At 35.6% G+C, this 21,539-nt stretch carries 18 protein-coding genes; 6 read left to right on the forward strand and 12 right to left on the reverse strand.

The window, feature by feature from the left end:
- Positions 1–47: 47 nt before the first annotated feature.
- From AC2A1G_RS18630 to hutH, 5 genes are all read right to left on the reverse strand, one after another.
- Positions 48–1,541, reverse strand: coding sequence for a S8 family peptidase (locus tag AC2A1G_RS18630; RefSeq protein ID WP_484048384.1), 1,494 nt, complete (start codon positions 1,539–1,541; stop codon positions 48–50).
- Between the two features lie 114 nt (positions 1,542–1,655).
- Positions 1,656–1,895, reverse strand: coding sequence for a GNAT family N-acetyltransferase (locus AC2A1G_RS18635; RefSeq protein ID WP_484048385.1), 240 nt, complete (start codon positions 1,893–1,895; stop codon positions 1,656–1,658).
- A 35-nt stretch (positions 1,896–1,930) separates the two neighbouring features.
- Entirely contained in the window at positions 1,931–2,101 is a 171-nt protein-coding gene (locus AC2A1G_RS18640) for a hypothetical protein (protein ID WP_484048386.1), read from the reverse strand.
- A gap of 100 nt (positions 2,102–2,201) precedes the next feature.
- Complete coding sequence (locus tag AC2A1G_RS18645) at positions 2,202–2,687, reverse strand: DUF2059 domain-containing protein (RefSeq protein WP_484048387.1); 486 nt, start codon at positions 2,685–2,687, stop codon at positions 2,202–2,204.
- A gap of 9 nt (positions 2,688–2,696) precedes the next feature.
- Positions 2,697–4,187, reverse strand: a complete 1,491-nt coding sequence (gene hutH, locus AC2A1G_RS18650; RefSeq protein WP_484048388.1) for a histidine ammonia-lyase — start codon at positions 4,185–4,187, stop codon at positions 2,697–2,699.
- Between the two features lie 128 nt (positions 4,188–4,315).
- On the opposite strand from hutH, the gene AC2A1G_RS18655 reads away from it, so the two are divergent.
- Together AC2A1G_RS18655 and AC2A1G_RS18660 are read left to right on the forward strand one after the other, a co-directional pair.
- On the forward strand, positions 4,316–5,077 hold the full coding sequence (locus AC2A1G_RS18655) for a hypothetical protein (protein ID WP_484048389.1): 762 nt from the start codon (positions 4,316–4,318) through the stop codon (positions 5,075–5,077).
- 238 nt (positions 5,078–5,315) lie between these two features.
- Positions 5,316–7,139 carry a T9SS type A sorting domain-containing protein gene (locus AC2A1G_RS18660; RefSeq protein WP_484048390.1) on the forward strand — a complete coding sequence of 608 codons (1,824 nt, stop codon included), beginning with the start codon at positions 5,316–5,318 and terminating at the stop codon, positions 7,137–7,139.
- 138 nt (positions 7,140–7,277) lie between these two features.
- Here the strand turns inward: AC2A1G_RS18660 and AC2A1G_RS18665 are convergent, their stop codons facing one another.
- Positions 7,278–8,093 carry a GLPGLI family protein gene (locus AC2A1G_RS18665; RefSeq protein ID WP_484048391.1) on the reverse strand — a complete coding sequence of 272 codons (816 nt, stop codon included), beginning with the start codon at positions 8,091–8,093 and terminating at the stop codon, positions 7,278–7,280.
- 228 nt (positions 8,094–8,321) lie between these two features.
- Between AC2A1G_RS18665 and uvrC the strand changes: the two genes are divergently transcribed.
- The gene (gene uvrC, locus AC2A1G_RS18670) at positions 8,322–10,112 is read left to right on the forward strand and encodes an excinuclease ABC subunit UvrC (protein ID WP_484048392.1); all 1,791 of its coding nucleotides are present in this window, start codon (positions 8,322–8,324) and stop codon (positions 10,110–10,112) included.
- A 206-nt stretch (positions 10,113–10,318) separates the two neighbouring features.
- Here the strand turns inward: uvrC and AC2A1G_RS18675 are convergent, their stop codons facing one another.
- From AC2A1G_RS18675 to AC2A1G_RS18690, 4 genes are all read right to left on the reverse strand, one after another.
- Positions 10,319–11,071, reverse strand: a complete 753-nt coding sequence (locus AC2A1G_RS18675; protein WP_484048393.1) for a hypothetical protein — start codon at positions 11,069–11,071, stop codon at positions 10,319–10,321.
- Between the two features lie 180 nt (positions 11,072–11,251).
- Entirely contained in the window at positions 11,252–12,334 is a 1,083-nt protein-coding gene (locus tag AC2A1G_RS18680) for a putative type IX sorting system protein PorV2 (RefSeq protein ID WP_056083956.1), read from the reverse strand.
- 12 nt (positions 12,335–12,346) lie between these two features.
- On the reverse strand, positions 12,347–13,225 hold the full coding sequence (locus AC2A1G_RS18685; protein ID WP_484048394.1) for a DMT family transporter: 879 nt from the start codon (positions 13,223–13,225) through the stop codon (positions 12,347–12,349).
- A gap of 200 nt (positions 13,226–13,425) precedes the next feature.
- Positions 13,426–15,216 (reverse strand): hypothetical protein, encoded by a 1,791-nt coding sequence (locus tag AC2A1G_RS18690; RefSeq protein ID WP_484048395.1) that lies wholly within the window; start codon positions 15,214–15,216, stop codon positions 13,426–13,428.
- A gap of 444 nt (positions 15,217–15,660) precedes the next feature.
- On the opposite strand from AC2A1G_RS18690, the gene AC2A1G_RS18695 reads away from it, so the two are divergent.
- The 3 genes from AC2A1G_RS18695 to AC2A1G_RS18705 all read left to right on the forward strand — a co-directional run bounded on the left by AC2A1G_RS18695 (position 15,661) and on the right by AC2A1G_RS18705 (position 18,826).
- A complete protein-coding gene (locus tag AC2A1G_RS18695; protein WP_484048396.1) occupies positions 15,661–17,289 on the forward strand; it encodes an acyl-CoA carboxylase subunit beta in 1,629 nt (542 codons plus the stop codon).
- Between the two features lie 159 nt (positions 17,290–17,448).
- The gene (locus tag AC2A1G_RS18700) at positions 17,449–18,111 is read left to right on the forward strand and encodes a hypothetical protein (protein ID WP_484048397.1); all 663 of its coding nucleotides are present in this window, start codon (positions 17,449–17,451) and stop codon (positions 18,109–18,111) included.
- 250 nt (positions 18,112–18,361) lie between these two features.
- Positions 18,362–18,826 carry a VanZ family protein gene (locus AC2A1G_RS18705; protein WP_484048398.1) on the forward strand — a complete coding sequence of 155 codons (465 nt, stop codon included), beginning with the start codon at positions 18,362–18,364 and terminating at the stop codon, positions 18,824–18,826.
- An 86-nt stretch (positions 18,827–18,912) separates the two neighbouring features.
- Here AC2A1G_RS18705 and AC2A1G_RS18710 read toward each other — a convergent pair whose 3' ends face one another.
- Together AC2A1G_RS18710 and AC2A1G_RS18715 are read right to left on the reverse strand one after the other, a co-directional pair.
- Positions 18,913–20,352, reverse strand: a complete 1,440-nt coding sequence (locus AC2A1G_RS18710; RefSeq protein ID WP_484048399.1) for an AAA family ATPase — start codon at positions 20,350–20,352, stop codon at positions 18,913–18,915.
- Between the two features lie 64 nt (positions 20,353–20,416).
- Positions 20,417–21,538 (reverse strand): vWA domain-containing protein, encoded by a 1,122-nt coding sequence (locus AC2A1G_RS18715; protein WP_484048400.1) that lies wholly within the window; start codon positions 21,536–21,538, stop codon positions 20,417–20,419.
- Between the last annotated feature and the right edge of the window lies 1 nt (position 21,539).

Raw genomic sequence — 21,539 nt, forward strand, 5'->3', positions numbered from 1 at the left:
AAAGCTTCCAAAAAGGAAGCTTTCATCGTATTAATTTTAAATCTAAATTATTGCACGGCCTGCAAAACATTGATATTTCCATAGCCATAATCTGCATTTTTAGTTGGATAATAAGTCGCAGATTGTCTCATTTTATTCAAAACCTGATCTCTTGACCATGAAGGATTTTTAGACCAAACCAATGCCGCAATTCCTGCTGTAGAAGCTGTTGCGACTGATGAACCGCCTACGTAATCTGTTTGTCCGTTATAATAACTCAAAACAGGAATATTGCTTCCCGAAGCTCTCTCCATCTGATAGGTAAAGTCAATTTCGGATCCTGAATGACAGACATCACACTTTTGATTAGAAGTGTTTTCTTTCACCCCTGTTACAGCCTGTGTTTCCGGCATCCATGCAGGGAAAATCACACCGACGAACGTTGTGAAGCTTGTAGAAGTTCCACCGGCACAGAAGATAAGTTTTCCTTTTGAATAGGCATATTTTACACCGTCCTCAATCTTTCCGACAGAGAAAATATGTCCCATCGACATGGAAATAATTTTGACACTTGATGTATTTCCTAAATTCGTGAAAGCTGTTTTCACACCGTTTTGTTCGTGATAACCATCTAAAACAACGTTTGATGCGGCACGGTAAGAAATTAAATTCGCATTGTAAGCTATACCAACTGGCTGTCCCTGATTATTTCTCGGAGCCGCCATCGCTGAAGCCATGCTCGTTCCATGACCACACTTGTCATCCGAACCATCATATCCTGAACTCCACGGCCAAACTGAATCTACATAAACGCCCTGTTTACTGATAGTTCTTCCCGAAGAATTTCCGTTATTGAAACTGCTTCCCAATAAAGTCTGATTTGAAGAAACTCCTGAATCAATCAGACCAATCGTCACTCCTGCTCCCGTGCTGTAACTCCATGCAGAAGTAATGTTGTGTTTTGCGAATGACCATGGCGCTTTTGCATTGGGCGTTACAGTGCTGTAATCTGATGCATTTAAAACTAAAGATTCATATCCACAACCTGAAGATGAACTTGATTTCGCAGCACCACTGAATTTATTTTCATTTTCAAAATAACGGTAGTCGGCCGGTTCGAGATAACGGATTTGTTTTAATTTTCTTAAAGCAATAACGGTTTCCTGCTTTTCTACAACAACATCGATCTGGTTTAAAAACTCATCTGAGGAAAGCAAAATCCTGTCTTTTTTACCTTCATATTTTTCAATGGTTTGCAGGATCATGTTTTCAATCTCTTTGCTATCGGGCGTTTCGCTGCGGTCGAAAGAATTTCCAAAACCGATTGATGCTAATTTATTTCCCTGAAAAATACCACTCCAGATAAAATGATCTGAGGATTCTTTCCATGAAAAACGTTTTCCGGTTTTGATGGTTTCCTTGATTTTTTCGTTGATTTGTTTTGCAGTAAGCGGGTCGGTTTGGGTCATCTGAATTTCTGCGGGATTGCTCTGCATTTCATCCTGAGTGCATGATGTGAACGCAATAAATGCCACAAGCATGCAAAAAACTTTTGTTTTCATGTTTAAAATTTTAAAATATTTGGTGAAGCCAAGTTATTAATTTATACTGAAAGACAGAAGATTGCAGAATTAATTTAGCTTAAAAATCTTATGCAGGAAATACAATATCTTATTTTAAATATTTTTCTCAAAACAGATACTGCTTTCAATTTCTGCATACTGACCGTAATTCGGAATTACTTTGTAGCCACATTTATGATAAAGCGCAACGGCTTCAACCTGTTTTTTGCCCGTTTCTAAAACAGTTTTTTGGTAGTTTAAATCTTTAGCCCAAAGCTCTAATTCTTCCAAAACTTTTACCGCTAAACCTTGACCGCGATATTCAGTAAGTGTAAACATTCTTTTGACTTCCATTATATTTTCATCTAAAGATTTTATTGCGCCACAGGCTACGGCATTTTATCATCAAAAATAACAACACAGTTTTTTAAAGCATCGATTTTATTAAACCGATCATAGAAAGCATGATCTTCACCATCAATTACAGCAAGATATGCATCCAGCTTTTGTACTAAATTTTGAAATTCCTTATTTTCCGAATTGGTTCTGAGGATTCGCATTCTTTATTTGGAATAAAAATTTCTCCCGCAGATTAAGCGGATTAAGCGGATTAAAATAATCTGCAAAATTTACTTAATCTGCGAGAGAGTATATTAAAAATTATTCAGACACCGTCGTCACTCGGGCATTCTCCAGTTCAGCCATTTTCTGAGCACTTTTTTCAGCCTTTGCCTTTTCAATTTTCGCAATCACTTTTCTGCTGATTGCTTCACCCCAAATCCGGCCCTTTTCCATACTTTCATTCATTACCTCCGGCATGATGGCTACCATCTTTTTCCCCGTTGGCGACCTGTAGAATTTTATCAGCGCATCCAGATCAGATTCAGAATAATACTTGTCGTATATGGGAATGTACATTTTGGTCAATTCATCTTCATTGGCTTCCTTTTTAAATTCTTCCCAAAATTCCTCCGGCAAATCGGTAAATTGTTGTTTGTAAAGATCAACCATCTTATCGATGGACTGTTTCCCCAATTTATCAACAGCTGTAAGCTGAATGAATTCATTGATCTTTTTTTCTTTTGAGGTTTGGGCAAACGTCATGGAAGCTAAAAGAAATGCTGTTACAAATACAATTTTCTTCATCATTTTAAATTAAAAATTGACTACAAATTGTCTCTCATTAATCAGTTCAGCGATTGCCAACATATCTTTTCCAATTAACCTGTCATCTTCCAGTTTGGCAACTTTTGAACGGAGAATGGCGTGGTTTTCTTCAATGATTTTTGAGCATTTCGCTGGTCTTCTGAATTCTAAACCTTGAGCCGCAAACATCAGTTCTACCGCTAAAATATTAACCAAATTTCCTAAAACCTGATTGAATTTTCTACCCGAAATACTTCCCATCGAAACGTGATCTTCCTGTCCTAAACTCGTAGGAATTGAATCTGCCGATGCCGGGAAACAAAGCGTTTTGTTCTCAGTAACCAAAGCCGCAGAAGTATATTGAGGAATCATAAATCCTGAATTTAAACCTGAACTTTCCGTCAACAATCTTGGTAGACCATATTTTCCTTCCAGCAATAAATAACTTCTTCTGTCTGAAATATTCCCCAGCTCTGCAGCTGCCAAAGTCGCGTAATCCAAAGGCATTGCCAATAACTGTCCGTGGAAATTACCTCCGGAAATAGATTCTTCGGCACTCAAAACAATCGGGTTGTCGGTCACAGAATTCAATTCTGTTTCGGTAAGTAATTTTAAATGTTCAAAAGCATTTCTGCTCGCCCCGTGCACCTGAGGAACACATCTCATCGAATATGGATCCTGCACTCTGTCGCAGTATTCATGCGCTTTCAGATTGTCTGAATTCTTTAAAAATTTCAGCATTCTTGCAGCCACTTTTTTGCTTCCTTCAAAAGGTCTGATGTCGTGAAGTTCTTTTTTGAACGGACTTGCAGAACCTCTGTACGCCTCCAGACTCATCGCGGCAGTCATATCAGCAAGATCCAAAAGGTATTCGAATTTTTCCAAACCTTTGATGGCGTGAGCCAGAATAAACTGAGTTCCGTTAATTAATCCCAAACCTTCTTTTGGACCTAAAACCAATGGTTCAAGATTGTTTTTCTCTAAAATTTCAGCCGTTTCGAAGATTTCATTTCCTGCCCAAACCTGTCCGAGTCCTAAAAGCGGTAAAACCAGATGAGAAAGCGGTGCCAAATCGCCGGATGCCCCTACCGAACCCTGCTCAGGAACAACTGGAATAATGTCTTTTTCAAGCATCAGAATAAATCTTTCAATCACCTCCAGAGAAACTCCCGAAAAACCTTTAGACAAGGCATGAACTTTCGCAATCATCATGATTTTTGAAAATTCTTTATCTATGGGCTTCCCCACTCCTACTGCATGAGAAATAATTAAATTATATTGTAACTGAGCCGTTTCATCCGCCGAAATTTTAACATCACAAAGCGGTCCGAAACCTGTATTAATCCCATAAACACATTGGTCTGACTCTACAATCTGCTTTACATTATTCTGAGATTTTATGATCTGATTTTTTGCAGCTTCGTTGAGCATAGCTTTATTTGGGGTCTTACAGATTTCCAGAACATCGTGGAAACTGAAAGTATCTATACCGTATATCATTCTAAAAAAATTTGGCTAAAAATACACATTTTGAGGCGAACTGGAAACGGCATCCTCTGAGTATAAAATTTATTTAGTACAAGTCAAATATTTTATTATTTTTACGCCTTAATATTAAACATACATGTATGAAAATTAAAGCTTTATTATTGGCACTTTCGTTAACAAGTGCATTCTCTTTTGCTCAGGAAAAGGTAAAATACACCAAAGAGCAGATCAAAAACATGGAACAGTATCTCTTCAATGAAGGATTTTCTGCACCCTCTTCTAAGAAAGTTTCAACGGTTATTCTGAAAGACGGAACCGTTCACAAAGGATTTTGTGAGGGAACAGATATGAAGAAAGGGCAGATTTATCAAATCGTATTGAAAGACAGCGCAACCAAGAAGCAATTGAAACTTGATGCTGAAAACGTAAGCGAAATGTACCTTCTACCAAGAAATTTTGAAAAAGGTTTGAAGGCAATGAAATTTGTTTCAAACGTGAACAACATCAACAGAAAAAAAATGAACAAAAATGTTTCTGAAGAAAGGATTCACTTTGTAAATCAAACTGTTTCGTTAAAAAACAAAAAGGATGAAAAGGAATTTCTAATGCAGCTTATCAATCCTGAATTTAACGGGATTATCTCTGTTTATCATGATCCGAGAGCTAAAGAAACCGGCGGAATGAGCTTTGGCGGAATGCAGGTGAGCGGCGGAATTACAAAATCATTTTATGTAAAGAAAGGCGACAAAGTAATCTGGCTTCACAAAGATGATTTCGAAGACAACTACGATTTCCTATTTGGAGACAACGCGGAATTTATGAAAATGTATCCAAAAAAATCTGTAGAATGGGATTACCTGAGTTTCCTGATCAGTGAGTATACTGAGATGAGCAACGGATAAAGATTAATTAAAATAAATACTAAAGCTGTAGAAATTTCTGCAGCTTTTCTTTTACTCTAAAGTCATCATTCTAAATTCTAAGTTTTCCGGAAATGACAGGTAAAATTCATAGCAATTTTATTAATTATCACAACATAATGACAAAAAACTGTTTATTTTTTATATTTTTACGCAAACAATCTGATTAGCAATAGATTTTCAGATAAATTACTTTCACCACCAAATCAAAATTAATCACATGAAAAAGAAATTCCTATTTTTATATATTGTATTAAGCTTTATCCAGCTTAATGCTCAGGAGTTTGCAAGGGCATGGGGAACCTATTACGGCCCGGTAGATACGTTTTTTGGCAATGCTACCTATAATACATTACAGTTTGACTCGAACAACAATCTGAACTTTCTGGGAAGTACACAGACCATCAGTGGCTATCAGGCTTCTTATTATAATCAGTTTGCAACATCCGGTAGTGGATATGATATCACAAAAGCAAATAATATTCTGAGTGGAGTAATCAATCCTTCCGGAACAATTGTATCTACAGGCTATGTAGGCAGTTCTGTTTCATTTGAACTGCCGAATATGTCTTTTAATAATGCAGGAGACAGATTTGCTTACCAGTACTCTACTACAGGAATTACAGGAGCATCGGGAACTGCCGGAACCTGGTTTCCAACAGCGGCTGCTGCAGGAGCGGATAAGGTTTTATTATCAAAATACAGCAATACCGGAGTTCTGCAATGGAAAACTTTTTTACCCTCACTCAATATTTATATTAACGAAATAACCCATGACGGTGCTGGTAATACGTATGTTACTGGCAAAACTCTTCATCAGAATATCGGTACTTCCGGATCTTTTGAACCCTCGTTTGTGATCAGATATGACAACAACGGAAATATACTGTCAAATTCCTATATCGCAAAACTCAACCCGTCCGGACAATTGGTTTGGGCAACCTACTTTCCTGCAGAAATCCAGAGAATAAAATATTTCAATGGAAATCTTTACCTTACAGGAAGCGATGATGTTGATCCCGCTTTAACGCAGATGGCAACTGCCAATGCTTTTCAAAGCCAAAAAACAAATTTATCAATTACCAAACTGAGTACTTCTGACGGAAGCCGAGTATGGGGAACCTATTACGGACCTGCCGGCAACACTTTCGTGAATTTAAATTCAGGTCTTGATGTTAATGAAACAGGGCTGTATGTGGCTGGAGACATCTATGATTTCACCAGCAGCAACAATACTTACTTCAGCACACCCGGAAGTTTCCAAAACACACCGTCCGGAGGCAGTGATATCTATCTTACAAAATTCAATCACGATGGCGGAAGAGAATGGAGCACGTATTTTGGGAGCAGTTCTGAAGACATATCTTCATTCAACAACAACAGCCTTTCGGTATTTGGAAATGACATCTATCTTACGGGAGTTCAAACCGTTTCACCCAACAGTGGCACACCAGACAATCTGGCAACACCCGGAACACATCTTTCCAGCCCACCACCCTATTCGGGGCCAACCCATGTGGGACACAACTATATGTTTTTTGCTAAATTCAACAGCACAGGAACAAGAGAATGGTCGTCTTACTATGGATCGGCAGGATCACAACCCGGCTTCCCTCCCAGTTTAAGCATTTCTGTATTCAATACAGATACTTTCTATGTATACGGAAGCACAAGAGCTACCACAGGGATTTCCACTCCGGGATCAGTGCAGCCAACCGGTGTACCGAATGTTCTGAACGGCTACATTGCAAGGTTCAACAGAAAAACACTTTCTACCTCTGAAACAACATCTTTGCTGAAAGATTTAAATCTCTACGACAATCCCAACAACGGTATTTTCACTTTGGAAGGTGATGTTTTAAAGAAGAAAGATTTCACTTTAAACCTTTACGATTTCTCAGGAAGATTGTTGTACAGCGAAAAAATGAAAAAAGAAACAAAACAGACTTTCAACTATCAGGGAAGACTGCAAACCGGCACCTATTCACTTCAGGTTTCTGTCGGTAAAGAATTTTCTAAAAACTTTAAAATGATTGTGAAGTAATTAAGTGTTAGAATAATTGTAAAAACGCTGTCAGGGTTTTGAACCCTGACAGCGTTGATAAATTTTCTTTTTTTTTAAACGATTAATGTCTAGAATTCTAATCTCAAACAAAATTCATATCAATAATACTTTGTTTAATTAGTCATTGACATCATAATCAACTTTATAATTAAGCTCTAAAGGATTATATTCTTCCTTAATCTGCTTTTGCATTCTGATTTCCATCATTTTCATTTCACTGTCATTTAATCTCTTAGTATTTCCCGTACCATCATCCTTGCCCATAGGAATATTTCTACTTCTTAATTCTGAAAATGGCTGACTATAGTAATTTTTCTGAAGTTTTTTTAAATCATCCCACGAAATTTCCTTTCCATTTTTTTTGACATAAGCTAAATCTGTATTATTCTGTTTTACTTTTATTAAATCAAAAACAAAATTTTCATTTGTATCTGAAATTTTCACAATCAAACCAGGCAACTGACCGAAAACGTATGGTCCATCCGACAACGGAATACTTGAAGTAAACCAAGCTGTCCATTTTCTTCCTCCATATTCTGTCTCTGCTTTTTGGCATTCTATATTTCCAATTTTCATTTTTTCAGCAGAAATATTCCATGTATATAAATCCGGTTTTATGTAATATACATCACTAAACATGGGAGCAGTTACCATCTTCAAAACTGTATTTCTGCTAACATCTTTCAACACATCAAATTGATTATTATATGTTGGTTTAGATCCATAACCAAAGCCTGTTTTATTAACTAAAGAATCTGATTCCCTATGGTACTCAGATCTGAATACAGATTTTTTTCTGTCTATATCTAAATAAAAATTTTCAACAATAAAATCTTTATTGATTTGAGGTTTATATTTCAACTCATAAATAACTGTAAAGTTTTGACCTGACACAAATACCATTTGAAATAGCAAAAACAAAATTATTTTCATTCTAAATATTTAAATTGAATTATTAAAACTAACTCTTTTTGAAAAACTAATCAAAAGAAGCATAAAAAATATAAAAAATAAGCAGTTTTACAAACAAAACAATCTTTTTATTGACTATTACAAAATATATTGTTGATGAAACAATCCATTTAGAAAAACTCTTCATGGTTTTACAGATTACCATTACTTGGCACAATGACATTACTTTAATTTCTGTAATTTTGTCTCATGAATCCTTCTTTAGAATTACAGCTTAAAACTTTACCATCAGACCCCGGCGTTTACCGTTATTACGATAAAAACGAGAATCTTCTGTATGTAGGAAAAGCCAAAAATCTGAAGAAAAGAGTACTTTCTTATTTCAACAAAACACTTTCAGGCTACCGCACCAGGATTATGGTCGGGAAAATCAACCGTCTGGAAACCACGATTGTCAACAGCGAATATGATGCACTTTTACTGGAAAATAATCTGATAAAGGAGCATAAGCCGTTTTACAACATTATGTTGAAAGACGACAAAACCTACCCTTGGATTTGCATTAAAAATGAAAATTTCCCAAGGATTTTTCTTACCAGAACCAAAATTAAAGACGGCTCAGAATATTATGGACCTTACGCCAAAGTACGTCCTGCTAAGATTCTTTTAGATACGATTAAGCATATTTATAAATTAAGAACCTGCAATTTAAATTTAGCTCCAAATAAAATTGAGGAGGGAAAATATAAAGTCTGTCTTGAATATCACATCAAAAACTGCGAAGGCCCGTGTGAGGGATTGGAAAGCAAGGAAGATTACGACGAAAAAGTAGATGCCATCCGCGGAATTGTAAAAGGAGATTTCCGGAAAGCCAAAGAATATTTGGTGCAGCAAATGATGAAATATGCTTCAAATCTTCAGTTTGAAAACGCACAGATAATTAAGGAAAGACTGGACGTATTAGACGATTACCAGGCGAAACACACAGTTGTAAATCCAAACATTGATGATGTGGATGTTTTTGCGATGACAAGTGACGAAACGGCAGCTTACGTCAATTATTTTAAGATCAGAAACGGAAATATTATCCAGAGTTTTACCACCGAGATCAGGAAAATGCTTGAGGAAACCGATGAAGAAATTATGGAAGAAGCGTTGATTGAAATCCGCCAAAAATTTGATTCGGATTCTAAAGAAGTTTTGTTACCCTTCCATTTATCTGTTGAAATCCCGAATGTAAAACTGATTGTTCCGAAGGTTGGTGATAAAAAAAGAATCGTGGAACTTTCAGAAAAAAATGCAAAGGAATACAGAATTGAAAAATTAAAACAGGTTCAGATTGTCGATCCTGAGAGACATTCCAACAGAATTATGGCAGAAATGCAGAAGCTGCTGAGAATGCCCGTTGAGCCGCGACATATTGAAGGTTTCGACAACTCCAATATTCAGGGAACCAATCCGGTTTCGGCGTGTGTGGTTTTTAAAAATGGCAAAGCCAGCAAGGCAGATTACAGAATTTTTCATCCCAAAACGGTAGTCGGTCCGGATGATTTCAAAACGATGGAAGAAGTGATTTTCCGCCGTTACAAAAGAATGTTGGATGAAGGCGAAACTTTACCTCAATTAATCCTGATTGACGGTGGAAAAGGTCAGCTATCTTCCGCTGTGAAAAGCTTAAAACTACTCGGACTTTACGGTAAAATTACCATCGTGGGGATTGCAAAAAGACTCGAAGAAATTTTCTTCCCGGAAGATCCCATTCCTTTATATTTAGATAAAAAATCTGAGACGCTGAAAATTTTACAGCAGGTGCGTGACGAAGCTCACCGATTTGGCGTGAGACATCACCGTACAAGACGCACCAATTCTACGATAAAATCTGAGCTGGAAGAAATCCCGGGTGTTGGAGAAAAAACGATTGAACTGCTTTTGTCTAAACTCAAATCAGTCAAAAGAATTAAAGAATCCAATCTGGAAACTTTAGAGGAAATTTTAGGAAAAACTAAAGCGAAGATAATTTGGGAGTTTTTTAATTCTTAAAATTTGTAATTTACTATACAGGCAATTCAAAAATTTCAAACGATTAAATATTAAGTTGTTAAGTTTTGTTAAGGAAATATCTTTAGATATTTATATAAGATGGATGTATAATTTTATATGATTTTTTGTTAAGCTTTAACCTCAAATTTCGACAAAAAAAGGTCAGCTTTGATTAAAAACTGACCTTTTTTTATATACTTTTTGTATTAATTTTTCTGAAAAACCTGCTTTAAATAACTGTCTTCAGACAAAGGCATTTCAAGGATTAGATTTCCATTTTCAAAATAGGCGATACTGGATTGCCCGTTTCTAAATTTCACTCTGAAAACGTCCTTCTTTGTAGTCTCAGTAAATGTTGCGAATGGTGACGAACTTTCATCTGTTAAAATAAACTGTTTAGAACTCAGCTGTATTTTTTTGAATTTAATACCTTGATTCGAAAACATTTCAGCTCCTGAAGCAGTTTTAGTATCTTCAATTACCATTTCTTTGGTCATCGTTTGCGGTGAATGATTTTCAACCGGAGGAAGAGGAACAGCATTTTGAATCGGATTTGATGCAGGAACTGTAGTCATAGCCTGTTTCAAAGCATCCTGAAAACCTGCTTCAAATTCTTTGATGGATGATGCCCCTTTTTGGGTGGCAATTTCTTTATTGTTACAGTCTTTAAACTTTACAATAACTTTATTTCTGAGCATCCCGCTGTCATTCACCACTTCTGCAAGAAGAATATTACACTGGTTTTGCATTGCCGCAGCAGGCCAATCATTTCTGTTGGTAGGCAATACAGTGTATTTTTTTGAGTTTAAAGATTTGGTTAAAGCTTTATCCAAACCATAATTACTGTCTTTGAAGCCTTCAAATTTATCGGCAATCATGATATATTGATAATCTGAAACTTTTTGTGCGAAGATTGCAGTAAAGCTCAGAATTGAAAAGGCAATTGCTAGTTTTTTCATTTTTTAAATTTAAACAAGAGTCTGTTTAAAATTTCTCCAAATTATTTCCCCCGACCCTAAAAGGGAGTAATTTTGTTACATTTTCAGAGAATTTTACCCCTGAAACTTCAGGAAAAAATCTACTAAAAACCTAGATGGGTATTTATTAAATATGAATTAGGAAATTTTCCCAAACCACTATTAATCATTTCTAAACTCTCCGATGTCAAGCTTTAAAGAAAAGAAATTTGAGTAAAAATTGGATGCTCCAATACCTGAGTTGCTGATGGCATAATCCAACGTTAAACCTCTGTAACGGATACCAATACCCGCACTCGGTTGGAAAGAAACTTTTCTGCTTAAATCTTCAATATCTGTAATCGACTGGAATCTGTTGACCCCAAGACGCACAAAAATCATTTTTTGGTACCCGAATTCTGCTCCTGCATAAGGCGTGATACTTGCAAAATCAGTTGAAAGCAAAGCTGCCGTTTTCGCAAAATCTACATTGATTCCCGCTTCCGGAAGAATGTACATGGTATTGTTGATGGCAAAATTTTTGCTGACACCCATGTTTAATTTAGGCATCGTTAATTCCATTTTATCGGTAGGTGCAGGGTTAAATTCTTCCCCGTTCACCACGGTTGACAATTCTTTTTGATTTACATTCCAGAAGTTGACAGTAGTTGTCGCATCTCTCAGCATTGCACCGATTTTGTAACCGCTGTCCAATTTATAGATTGCTCCGACATCAAAACCGAAACCATAACCGCTGGCAAATTTCCCTACATTTCTGTAAACAATTTTGGCATTAACCCCTACGTCAAGATTTTCACTTCCACCCGGACGGAATGCGTAAGATAAAATTCCTGCGTAATCTGATTGCGAAAACTGGGTGATTTTGTCGTAATCAATATTTCCTTCAGCATCGATTAACTGGGTTGTATTTAAAATATTATCAACCCCCAATCTTACTACTGAAACTCCGAAAACACCGTTTTCCAAAACTTTAGCGTAAGCCAGATAATCGTATTTCGCAATCGATTCGAAATATTCTGCGTGCATCGCTGCGCCTTGCCAGTCTTTTTGAATACCCAAAAGACCTGCAGGGTTCCACATTGGCGAGTACACGTCGTCTTGGTTGGAAATTACAGCTCCACCCATCCCTAAACCTCTTGCGCCTGCACCGATATTAAGGAATTCGTTGGAATATTTTCTTACAATCTGTGCCTGAGAAATCCCAAAAGCCAATGAGAAAACCAGTAAAAAATATTTTTTCATCATATAAATTGATGCTTATTTGAGTTGTTTTTGTTTTTTTGCTTTTATAAAACCGTTGACTACAATAGCCAAAATCATTACCAATGAAGCGATGTAAAATACCGGGCTCATGTGTTCTGATTCCCCAAAGATAAAAAAAGCTAATATAATTCCGTAGACTGGTTCTAAATTTACTGTTAAAATTAAAGTAAACGGCGAAATATATTTCATCAGATTTACCGATTCCAGCATCGGGAATGCTGTGAAAACACTTGCCAACAAGGCTATTAACGACAAATCTCGGTAATTTATTTCATTCATTTGAAATATTTGCCCTGAAAACAGATAAAATAATGATAAAATAAACCATCCACTGAAAATTTCGTAAAAAATAATATTCCCCGAACTGGTTTTTCCAAACATTTTCCCATTAAATACCGAAAATATCGTCCCGAATACTGCACACAAAATCCCAAAGAAAATACCTTCTTTATATTGGAACTCTGTTTTAAAAATAAGAAGAATGCAAGTTACAATTACAGCTCCCATGACGACTTCCGAAATATCGACTTTACGTTTAAAAACCAAAGGCTCTAAAATCGCTGCAAATAATGTTGATAATGAAAGGCAACTCAACGCAATAGAAACGTTGGAAACTTTAATGGAATAAAAAAAACAGAGCCAATGCAAGGCCATCGCAAAACCAATCGCTGCAAGCTGAAAAAAAAGTTTTTTCGAAATTTTGATGCTTTCTTTTTTGAAAACTCTAATGAAAACAAAAAGGCAAATTGCAGCAAACAGCATCCTGTAAAATACAAGAATATGAGCGTTGGCAGTAATCAGTTTTCCCAAAATTGCAGTAAATCCCCACAAAAAAACAATCAAATGCAATCTGAAAAGTGCTAATTTTTGCATGCTTTTATTTATCAAATTTTTAACGAGCAAATTTACGAATAGGTTTCAGTAAAACTCGCACATATTGCAAAATATATAACTGCAATTCTTTTAAAAATATTATTTTTTTGTTTCATAGAATCAGGCGACTTTTGAATCCCATGAAAATTAAAAACATCTGGAAATGCAAGATTAAAATTTACTTACAGTAACCTTTAAAATCAGTTTACTTCGTAGTACTTTCTCATTAGTTCTAAGTTTTTCTTAAGCTTATTATATTTTTCTGTTCTCTCTTCATTACTAAGAAATCCGTAGTTGTCATACCTAGTTTCTATATTCTGAAGAATCCTCTTCTCTAACGCTTTTCCTTTTGAAAACGATTTCAATTTATAATACATATCCACAAATTGTATTGTTTCAAAACCAAAATAGGCCAGTTCGTTTGGATATAATTTTAAACCTTCATCTAAAATTTGTTCACTTTTCCGAAAATCTTTTTTATTAAAATAATAATCTGCTAATCTGAAGTACATTTCCCGATAGTCAAAAGTTATTCTTCTTTCTTCAACAGGCAGGTTTGTTTTATCAACAAATTGATGCAGGCCTTTCATATTCTGTTCAAGTTTTGCAGGATTTACATATCCTATTTCATCAGAATCACTGCCTTTTTTTGAAGTTAATTTATAAATCAAACCTTCATATTGCAAATATTCAGATAATCCTACATAATTTTCCTGGCTACCGTCCGGAGTGAAATAAACAGGTCTTCTCCAATTGTTAGTAGCAATAATATCTAAAATCAGCAATTGATTTCTGTATAAACTGTTGCTATCTATTTTCCAGTTCAAAAGAGTATTTTCATTTTTAAACGTGAAATCATGGGATGGAATTATTTTGTAAGCATAAGAAACGGAAGAAGCCTGAAAAACATTATTTTTATCAGAAATAACTGCGTTTAAATTTTTAATTGAAATTTCTTCACTTGTGCCGTCGAGCAACAAAACTTCACTTTGTTTATCTTTAACAAAATTGGTGTTTATGGAAAGTGGAATTCCATCAGCATCTAAAACTTTATCCATCATGACGATGGCATAGCGGCTGTCTTGCAGCATTGTGGAAGATACAACCAAAACATCGGTTCTGTAATTATTTTGTGCCTGATAAATCAATACCGAAAAAGTGTCGGAATCTCCTGCAGTAAACAAAATGGCATTTTTTTCACAAGAATCTAAAATGTTTTTAGCATACATCTTAAAATTTTCCGAATACATATTTTTACCAAGAATCTGTTTCATAGCAGTTTCTTCGTTTTGATAAATTCTAAGATTCAAAAAGCTGAAAGCGATTTCATTAAAATATTTAATCCCGATTTGACCGGGAATGGCTTTAAAATCAGGATTTCTTTTATACAATTCAAAAAAAGAATTTATTGCTTTGTTTTGATAGAATAAATAAGTTTTCAACTGATTATCTGTAAGTGAATTTTTTGAAAACCCCAGATTAAACCCAACTTTTTTATCAGAAAAGTCATAATTGTTATTCATCAAATCGTTTGCATAATTTGAATATGCGTAACCCAGAGAATATAATTCGTTATCAGACAATGGTTTTTTATTTTCGTACAACTTGATGATATCACTGCTCCAACCAACATATCCGTAAAATGGAAGCTGATTAAAATTCTGATCATCATTAGACCTTGTATTTATAAAATTTTTAATGCGTTCAGGAGTTTCCGTGTTGTTATCTTTTAAAGGAAATTGAATTTTATTGAATTTCTGTAGCTTACTGTCCCAAAAAAGTTGTCTGATTGTGTCATTAGAAGTATGATCAATAGCCAGAACGTTCCAGCCCACTACTCTTTTTTCAAAAGATATCCTTGCTTTATCTTCGACAGATTCTATATCGTAACCATTAAAAAATTTCGAAACAACTTCCCTGTAACTTGGATTTGAATTTTGCGAATAGCCCGAAACAGCAATTAAAGAAAAAATGAACAGTTTGATTTTCATGATTGATTTTTTTTCACCAATCCACGAATATACTAAATAGAACTGTATTTTTAGCGAAAATCTGCCCTGCAAAGCAGCAATAGGAAGTCAATAGAATTATAAGTAATTACTCATTTTAAAAAATTAATAACTGAACTAATAATTATAAAACATTACCTACAACAGAGAAATTTATATACAAAAAACCCTGAAAATCTATGAAACTTTCAGGGCCTTCAAATAATAAACTATTAAAAAAATAAACTAGGAACTTAGAGCGTAAACTGAGATGCTATCCCGTTTATCTCTACTGTAAAATTAGCAAAAGTATTGCCAAAATAAAAGTACCGCATAGTTAAATCTTTCATAAATTTCTGAATACCACATATTTGACCTCAAAAACAACCCTGTTTATTTCATTTATCTAAAAGTAGTATATTTAAAAACGCAATAAAATAAAATTTAATGGATTTAGAATTCAATAAAAGAGAAGATCAAAATAAACTCAAACTTTCTGAAATCAACAGAATTTTTAAAGAAATAAAGAAAGGCGGTGGCGAAAAACGACTGCAGAAGCTACGTGACGAAGGAAAAATGACCGCCAGAGAAAGAATTGAATATCTTCTGGATAAAGATTCAGATTCTATAGAAATAGGAGGTTTTGCAGGCTACGAAATGTATGAAGAGCACGGTGGATGCCCGAGTGGTGGCGTAGTTGTAGTGATGGGTTACGTTTCGGGGAAACAATGCTTGGTTGTTGCCAATGATGCATCTGTAAAAGCCGGAGCTTGGTTCCCAATTACGGGAAAGAAAAACCTCAGAGCTCAGGAAATCGCCATGGAAAACAGACTTCCAATCATTTATTTAGTAGATTCTGCTGGAGTTTATCTTCCGATGCAGGACGAGATTTTCCCTGATAAAGAAATGTTCGGAAGAATTTTCAGAAATAATGCTAAAATGAGTGCTGCCGGAATTATTCAGATTTCTGCGGTGATGGGAAGTTGTGTTGCCGGTGGAGCTTACCTTCCGATTATGAGCGACGAAGCGATGATTGTGGACAAAACAGGTTCGATTTTCTTAGCCGGAAGTTATCTGGTAAAAGCGGCGATTGGTGAAACTATTGATAACGAAACTTTGGGCGGAGCAACAACTCACTGCTCTATTTCAGGAGTGACCGATTACAAAGCGAAAGACGATAAAGATGCTTTAAACAGAATTAAAAATATTATGAAATCTGTCGGAAGTTACGATAAAGCAGGTTTTGACAGAATAGAAAGTGCTCCACCAAAAGAAAATCCAGAGAATATTTTCGGAATTATGCCTGTTTCGAGAGCTGAACAATACGATACTTTAGAAATCATCAAATGTATTGTTGACAATTCTGAATTTGAAGAATACAAACCCGATTACGGTAAAAGCATTATCTGCGCAACGGCTCGAGTTGATGGCTGGTCTGTAGGGATTGTTGCCAACCAGAGAAAACTGGTAAAAAGCGGTAAAGGCGAAATGCAGTTTGGTGGTGTAATTTATTCTGATTCTGCCGATAAAGCAACGAGATTTATTGCTAACTGTAATCAAAGAAAAATTCCTTTGATCTTCCTTCAGGATGTAACCGGATTTATGGTCGGTTCAAAGTCTGAACATGGCGGAATCATTAAAGACGGAGCTAAAATGGTGAACGCTGTTTCCAATTCCGTAGTTCCAAAATTCACAATTATCACTGGAAATTCTTATGGTGCCGGAAATTACGCCATGTGTGGAAAAGCGTACGATCCGAGATTAATTGTGGCTTGGCCATGGGCAGATCTGGCAGTGATGGGCGGTTCTCAGGCGGCAAAAGTTCTAGCGCAAATTCAGGAATCGACTCTGAAAAAACAGGGTAAGGAAATTACTCCAGAAGAGCACAAAGAAATTCTTGATTCTATTACAAAAAAATATCAGAAACAAACTGAAGCGACTTATGCAGCTTCAAGATTGTGGACAGACGCGATTATCAATCCTGTAGATACCAGAAAATGGATTTCGATGGGAATTGAAGCGGCAGATCATTCTCCAATTACTGAAAAATTTAATTTGGGAGTAATACAGGTCTGATTTCATTTAATTGTTTCTAAAATTTCATCAAAAGCCTTGCGGATTGCAGGGCTTTCTTGTTTTTAAAATTGTAAATTAATTTTAAAGTATGGTTTTTGCAATGTATTTGATAAAATACCCGATGAAGAATTTTTTTTAATTTTACATAAACTAAAAACTATGAAAACTTTACTAACTCTAACTCTCACTGTAACGAGTCTCTTTCTTTCGGCACAATGCCAGATTTTGGGCTCACCAACTGTAAAAGTGGGCGACAGTTTCCAGCTCATGTCAGACACCGCCGCAAAATGTTCAGATTGCTATTTATGGAAAATTTCTTCTGAAGATTTTCTTTCTGTACAGTCTTCAGCGGAGGGACAAATTTCGTTAAAAGCCCTGAAAGCGGGAACAGCAAGAATAAGTTTAACGGTAGAAACCGCTGACGGAAATTTGACTTGCGAAAGAGATATTGAAATCCAAAATCCGTCGCAAGTGAAAGAAAAAAAGTGTGATGTGGAAATTACAGATTTTAAAGATGTAAAAGTAGACGAAAATACAATGTCTTTTTTCCCGAATGTAAGCTCACAAAAATATACTTATCAATGGAAAGCGTTTTATGCAGACGGTTCTGCGAAAGAGTCCGAAGAAAAAATTCCTCAATTTACCAATAATCCAAATTCGGTCATTAATTCTGTGGAAGTAAAAATTATCAACAAAATATCACTTTGCACATCAATTATCACGAGAACTTTTGGAGAAAAAGTCTGGTTTCCTAAGGTCGAAAAAATCGAACAGCGAAAATACATTCAGGGAAGCTACCAGCAAAACCAAGGAAAAAAATAATTATTTTTAAGCTTGATTTACTTCAAAATATTTTATGTTAAGTTTTACAAAATCTTAATATAAAATTAGTAAAACCTTTATCCATCAGCAAAATTTGAAATTTATAACACTCAAAATTTCATATATTATGTTAAATAATTCTAAAGAATCATAAAAAACTGTTTCAAAAAGAAAAAAGGAAAGATTATTGTTAAGTAATAATTACCCCTTAATAACCACTTTAGAATAGTTAATATGATGCGATTGAGTTATGAGAAGATATTTTGTGGTTTTTATCAGCCTTTATACAATTTTTTTACTTTATATGATGTTTTTTGCTTCCGGAAGAGAAGCCTCAGAAATATCGTATTTACAGATGCGACCGTTTATTACGATTGAACATTTTTTCACAGATGACGTAGATGGCGAAGCGTTTTTAGTCAACATTATCGGGAATGTTTTTGTGTTCAGCCCTTTTGGCTGGCTGGGTTTGTGTATCAGAAAATTTAATTCGCTGGTGCCCATCACAGCATTTTTCCTGGTTACAATAACGATTATTGAATCTACGCAATACATTTCAGGACGAGGAGTTGCAGACATTGATGATGTATTTCTTAATACATTAGGAATGTGTTTCGGTTTTATTTTATTTAAATATGCGACCTGGAAAAACATTGCCAACATCAGGTTTCACTTCGAACTTCTTGATGACAGAAAAACGCTGGAAACAGCCTAATTACAACCCTTAAGATTATTTTTTACTATAAAAAAAGCTTGAAATACAATATTTCAAGCTTTTTTATTATGTTAAATTGATGATTATTACGAAAAGAAAACTCCGGTTTTAAATCTTTCTTTATTTAATTTTTTATTGACAGCCAATCCCCAAAGAACAAATTCCTTCAGAAACAACTGATCTTCTGCTTTAGTCTCAGGTTGATACTTTTTAATCAAATCATGCAAAGGTTCAATTTTGTTGAGTTGGTTCACATAATTTTCGTCTGAAGCATCGTCAGTAATTTCCAGAAAGCCTTTATCATCTAAAAACCATTCGATTATGGAATCATAAGCCGTTGGAGCATCTTTGCGGTGCAACTTTTCTATCTTCGGAAAATTCAATGCGAAAAGTGTTCTTACAGCATTATCAATCAACATTTCAGCGACAAACTCGGCACCTTCCTGCTCACCTTCGTACACCAATTCAACTTTCCCTGTGATAGCAGGAATAATTCCCACAAAATCGCTCAATCTCACATTTGTTTTTTCAGCTCCTATAATCAAAGCACGTCTCTCCGCTGTACTCAGAAGATTTTCAAAAGCAGTGATGCTCATTCTTGCACTCACACCGCTTTTAGCGTCTACATATTCACTTTCACGAGCTTCAAAACCGATTTGCTCTAAAAGATCTTTTGCGAGTTCGGGAACATAAATTGTTTCGTTCTGTCTTTCATCAAGCGAAGATTCATACTTGGTAATTTCTTTGGCAGTATTGATATTTTCAGGATAGTGCGTTAAAATCTGAGAACCGATACGGTCTTTTAAAGGAGTCACAATGCTTCCTCTGTTGGTATAATCTTCCGGATTCGCAGTAAATACAAACTGAAGATCCAAAGGCATTCTCACTTTAAAACCTCTGATCTGGACATCGCCTTCCTGCAAAATATTAAACAGGGAAACCTGAATTCTCGCCTGTAAATCTGGTAATTCATTAATTACAAAAATACATCTATTGGCTCTTGGGATCATCCCAAAATGAATAACACGGTCGTCTGCGTAAGAAAGTTTAAGATTCGCGGCTTTGATGGGATCTATATCTCCAATCAAATCGGCAACCGTCACGTCCGGAGTTGCCAGTTTTTCAAAAAATCTGTCATCACGGTGAAGCCATTCTATTGGCGTGTTGTCGCCTTCGGTTTCAATTAATTCTTTCGCAAATCTTGAAATTGGTTTTAAAGGGTCATCGTTGATTTCACTTCCTGCTACGAAAGGAATCCATTCATCCAGAAGCGTTGTCATCATTCTCGCCAATCTTGTTTTTGCCTGACCTCTCAAACCAAGTAGATTGATATTATGACGGCTTAAAATTGCCTGCTCTAATTGCGGAATTACGGTATCTTCATACCCAAAAATCCCTTCGAAAACTGTTTCTTTATTGCGGATTTTGATTATTAAATTTTCTCTTAATTCATCTTTAATGCTCTTTACTTTATAGCCTGATGCCTTTAGCGAACCTAGTGTTTTGATATCTGGTTTTGCTGTCATTGTATTTAAAATCTGATTTAATATTATTATGAAAATGCCTGTTTCAGCATTAAAAATTTAAATTTTAGCGAATTCTTTTTTTACGGTTTGCCTCGTAATCATGAAAAATCATTTCTCCCAAACCGTTCAATCCGGTATAGAAAGCTTTCCCTTGGTTGGCTTGTGTGAATTCATTGACGAACTGCTGAAGGTAAGAATCCTGAGCAATCATAAATGTAGTGATTGGAATATGTAATCTACGAGCCTGTGCCGCCATATTGTAACATTTCTGAACTACATATTCATCTAAACCATAAGAATTTTTGTAGTAAGTGCCGTCTGGTTCACGCACACAACTTGGTTTACCATCAGTAATCATGAAAATCTGCTTGTTGGTATTTCGTTTTCTACGCAAAATATCCATCGCAAGTTGAAGTCCTGCAACGGTATTGGTATGGAAAGGGCCTACCTGCAAGTACGGTAATTCCTGAATTTTAACAGGCCAGGCATCATTTCCAAAAACGATGATGTCTAAAGTATCTTTCGGATATCGGGTCGTGATTAATTCGGCAAGAGCCATCGCCACTTTTTTGGCAGGTGTTATTCGGTCTTCACCATAGAGAATCATGCTGTGGCTGATATCTATCATTAAAACAGTACTCATTTGTGACTGATGAATGCTGTCTTCCACAATCAAATCGTCTTCGGTTAAATGAAAATCTCCGACACCATTGTTGATTTGGGCATTTTTCAGACTTTCCGTCATTGAGATTTTCTCCAGAGAATCGCCAAAATTGTAGTTTCGAAATTCTCCTGTGCTGTCTTCGCCCGTTCCGCTTTTATTGGTTTTGTGATTTCCAATTCCGCTTTTGGCTATGTTTCCGAAGATTTGTTTAAGTGCCTGCTTTCGGATATTCTGTTCCATTTTGGCGCTCAAAGTCACACCATCTCCAGATCCGTCGGGTCTTATCTCTTCACGAATAAAACCTTTCTTTTTTAAATCTTCAATAAAATCATCGATAGAATATTCGGGAGTGGTCAGTTTATATTCCTCATCCAGCATTCTCAGCCATTCTATAGCTTCATCAAAATCTCCTGAAGTATGGGTTAAAAGATCAGTGAAAATCTCCAGCAGCCTGTCGAAAACTGAGAGTTCCGGTGCTTTATAATTTTCAAATCTGAAACCGCTTACAATTCTTTCTTTCATA

The organism is Chryseobacterium sp. HNCC26DJ240, from assembly GCF_057180485.1.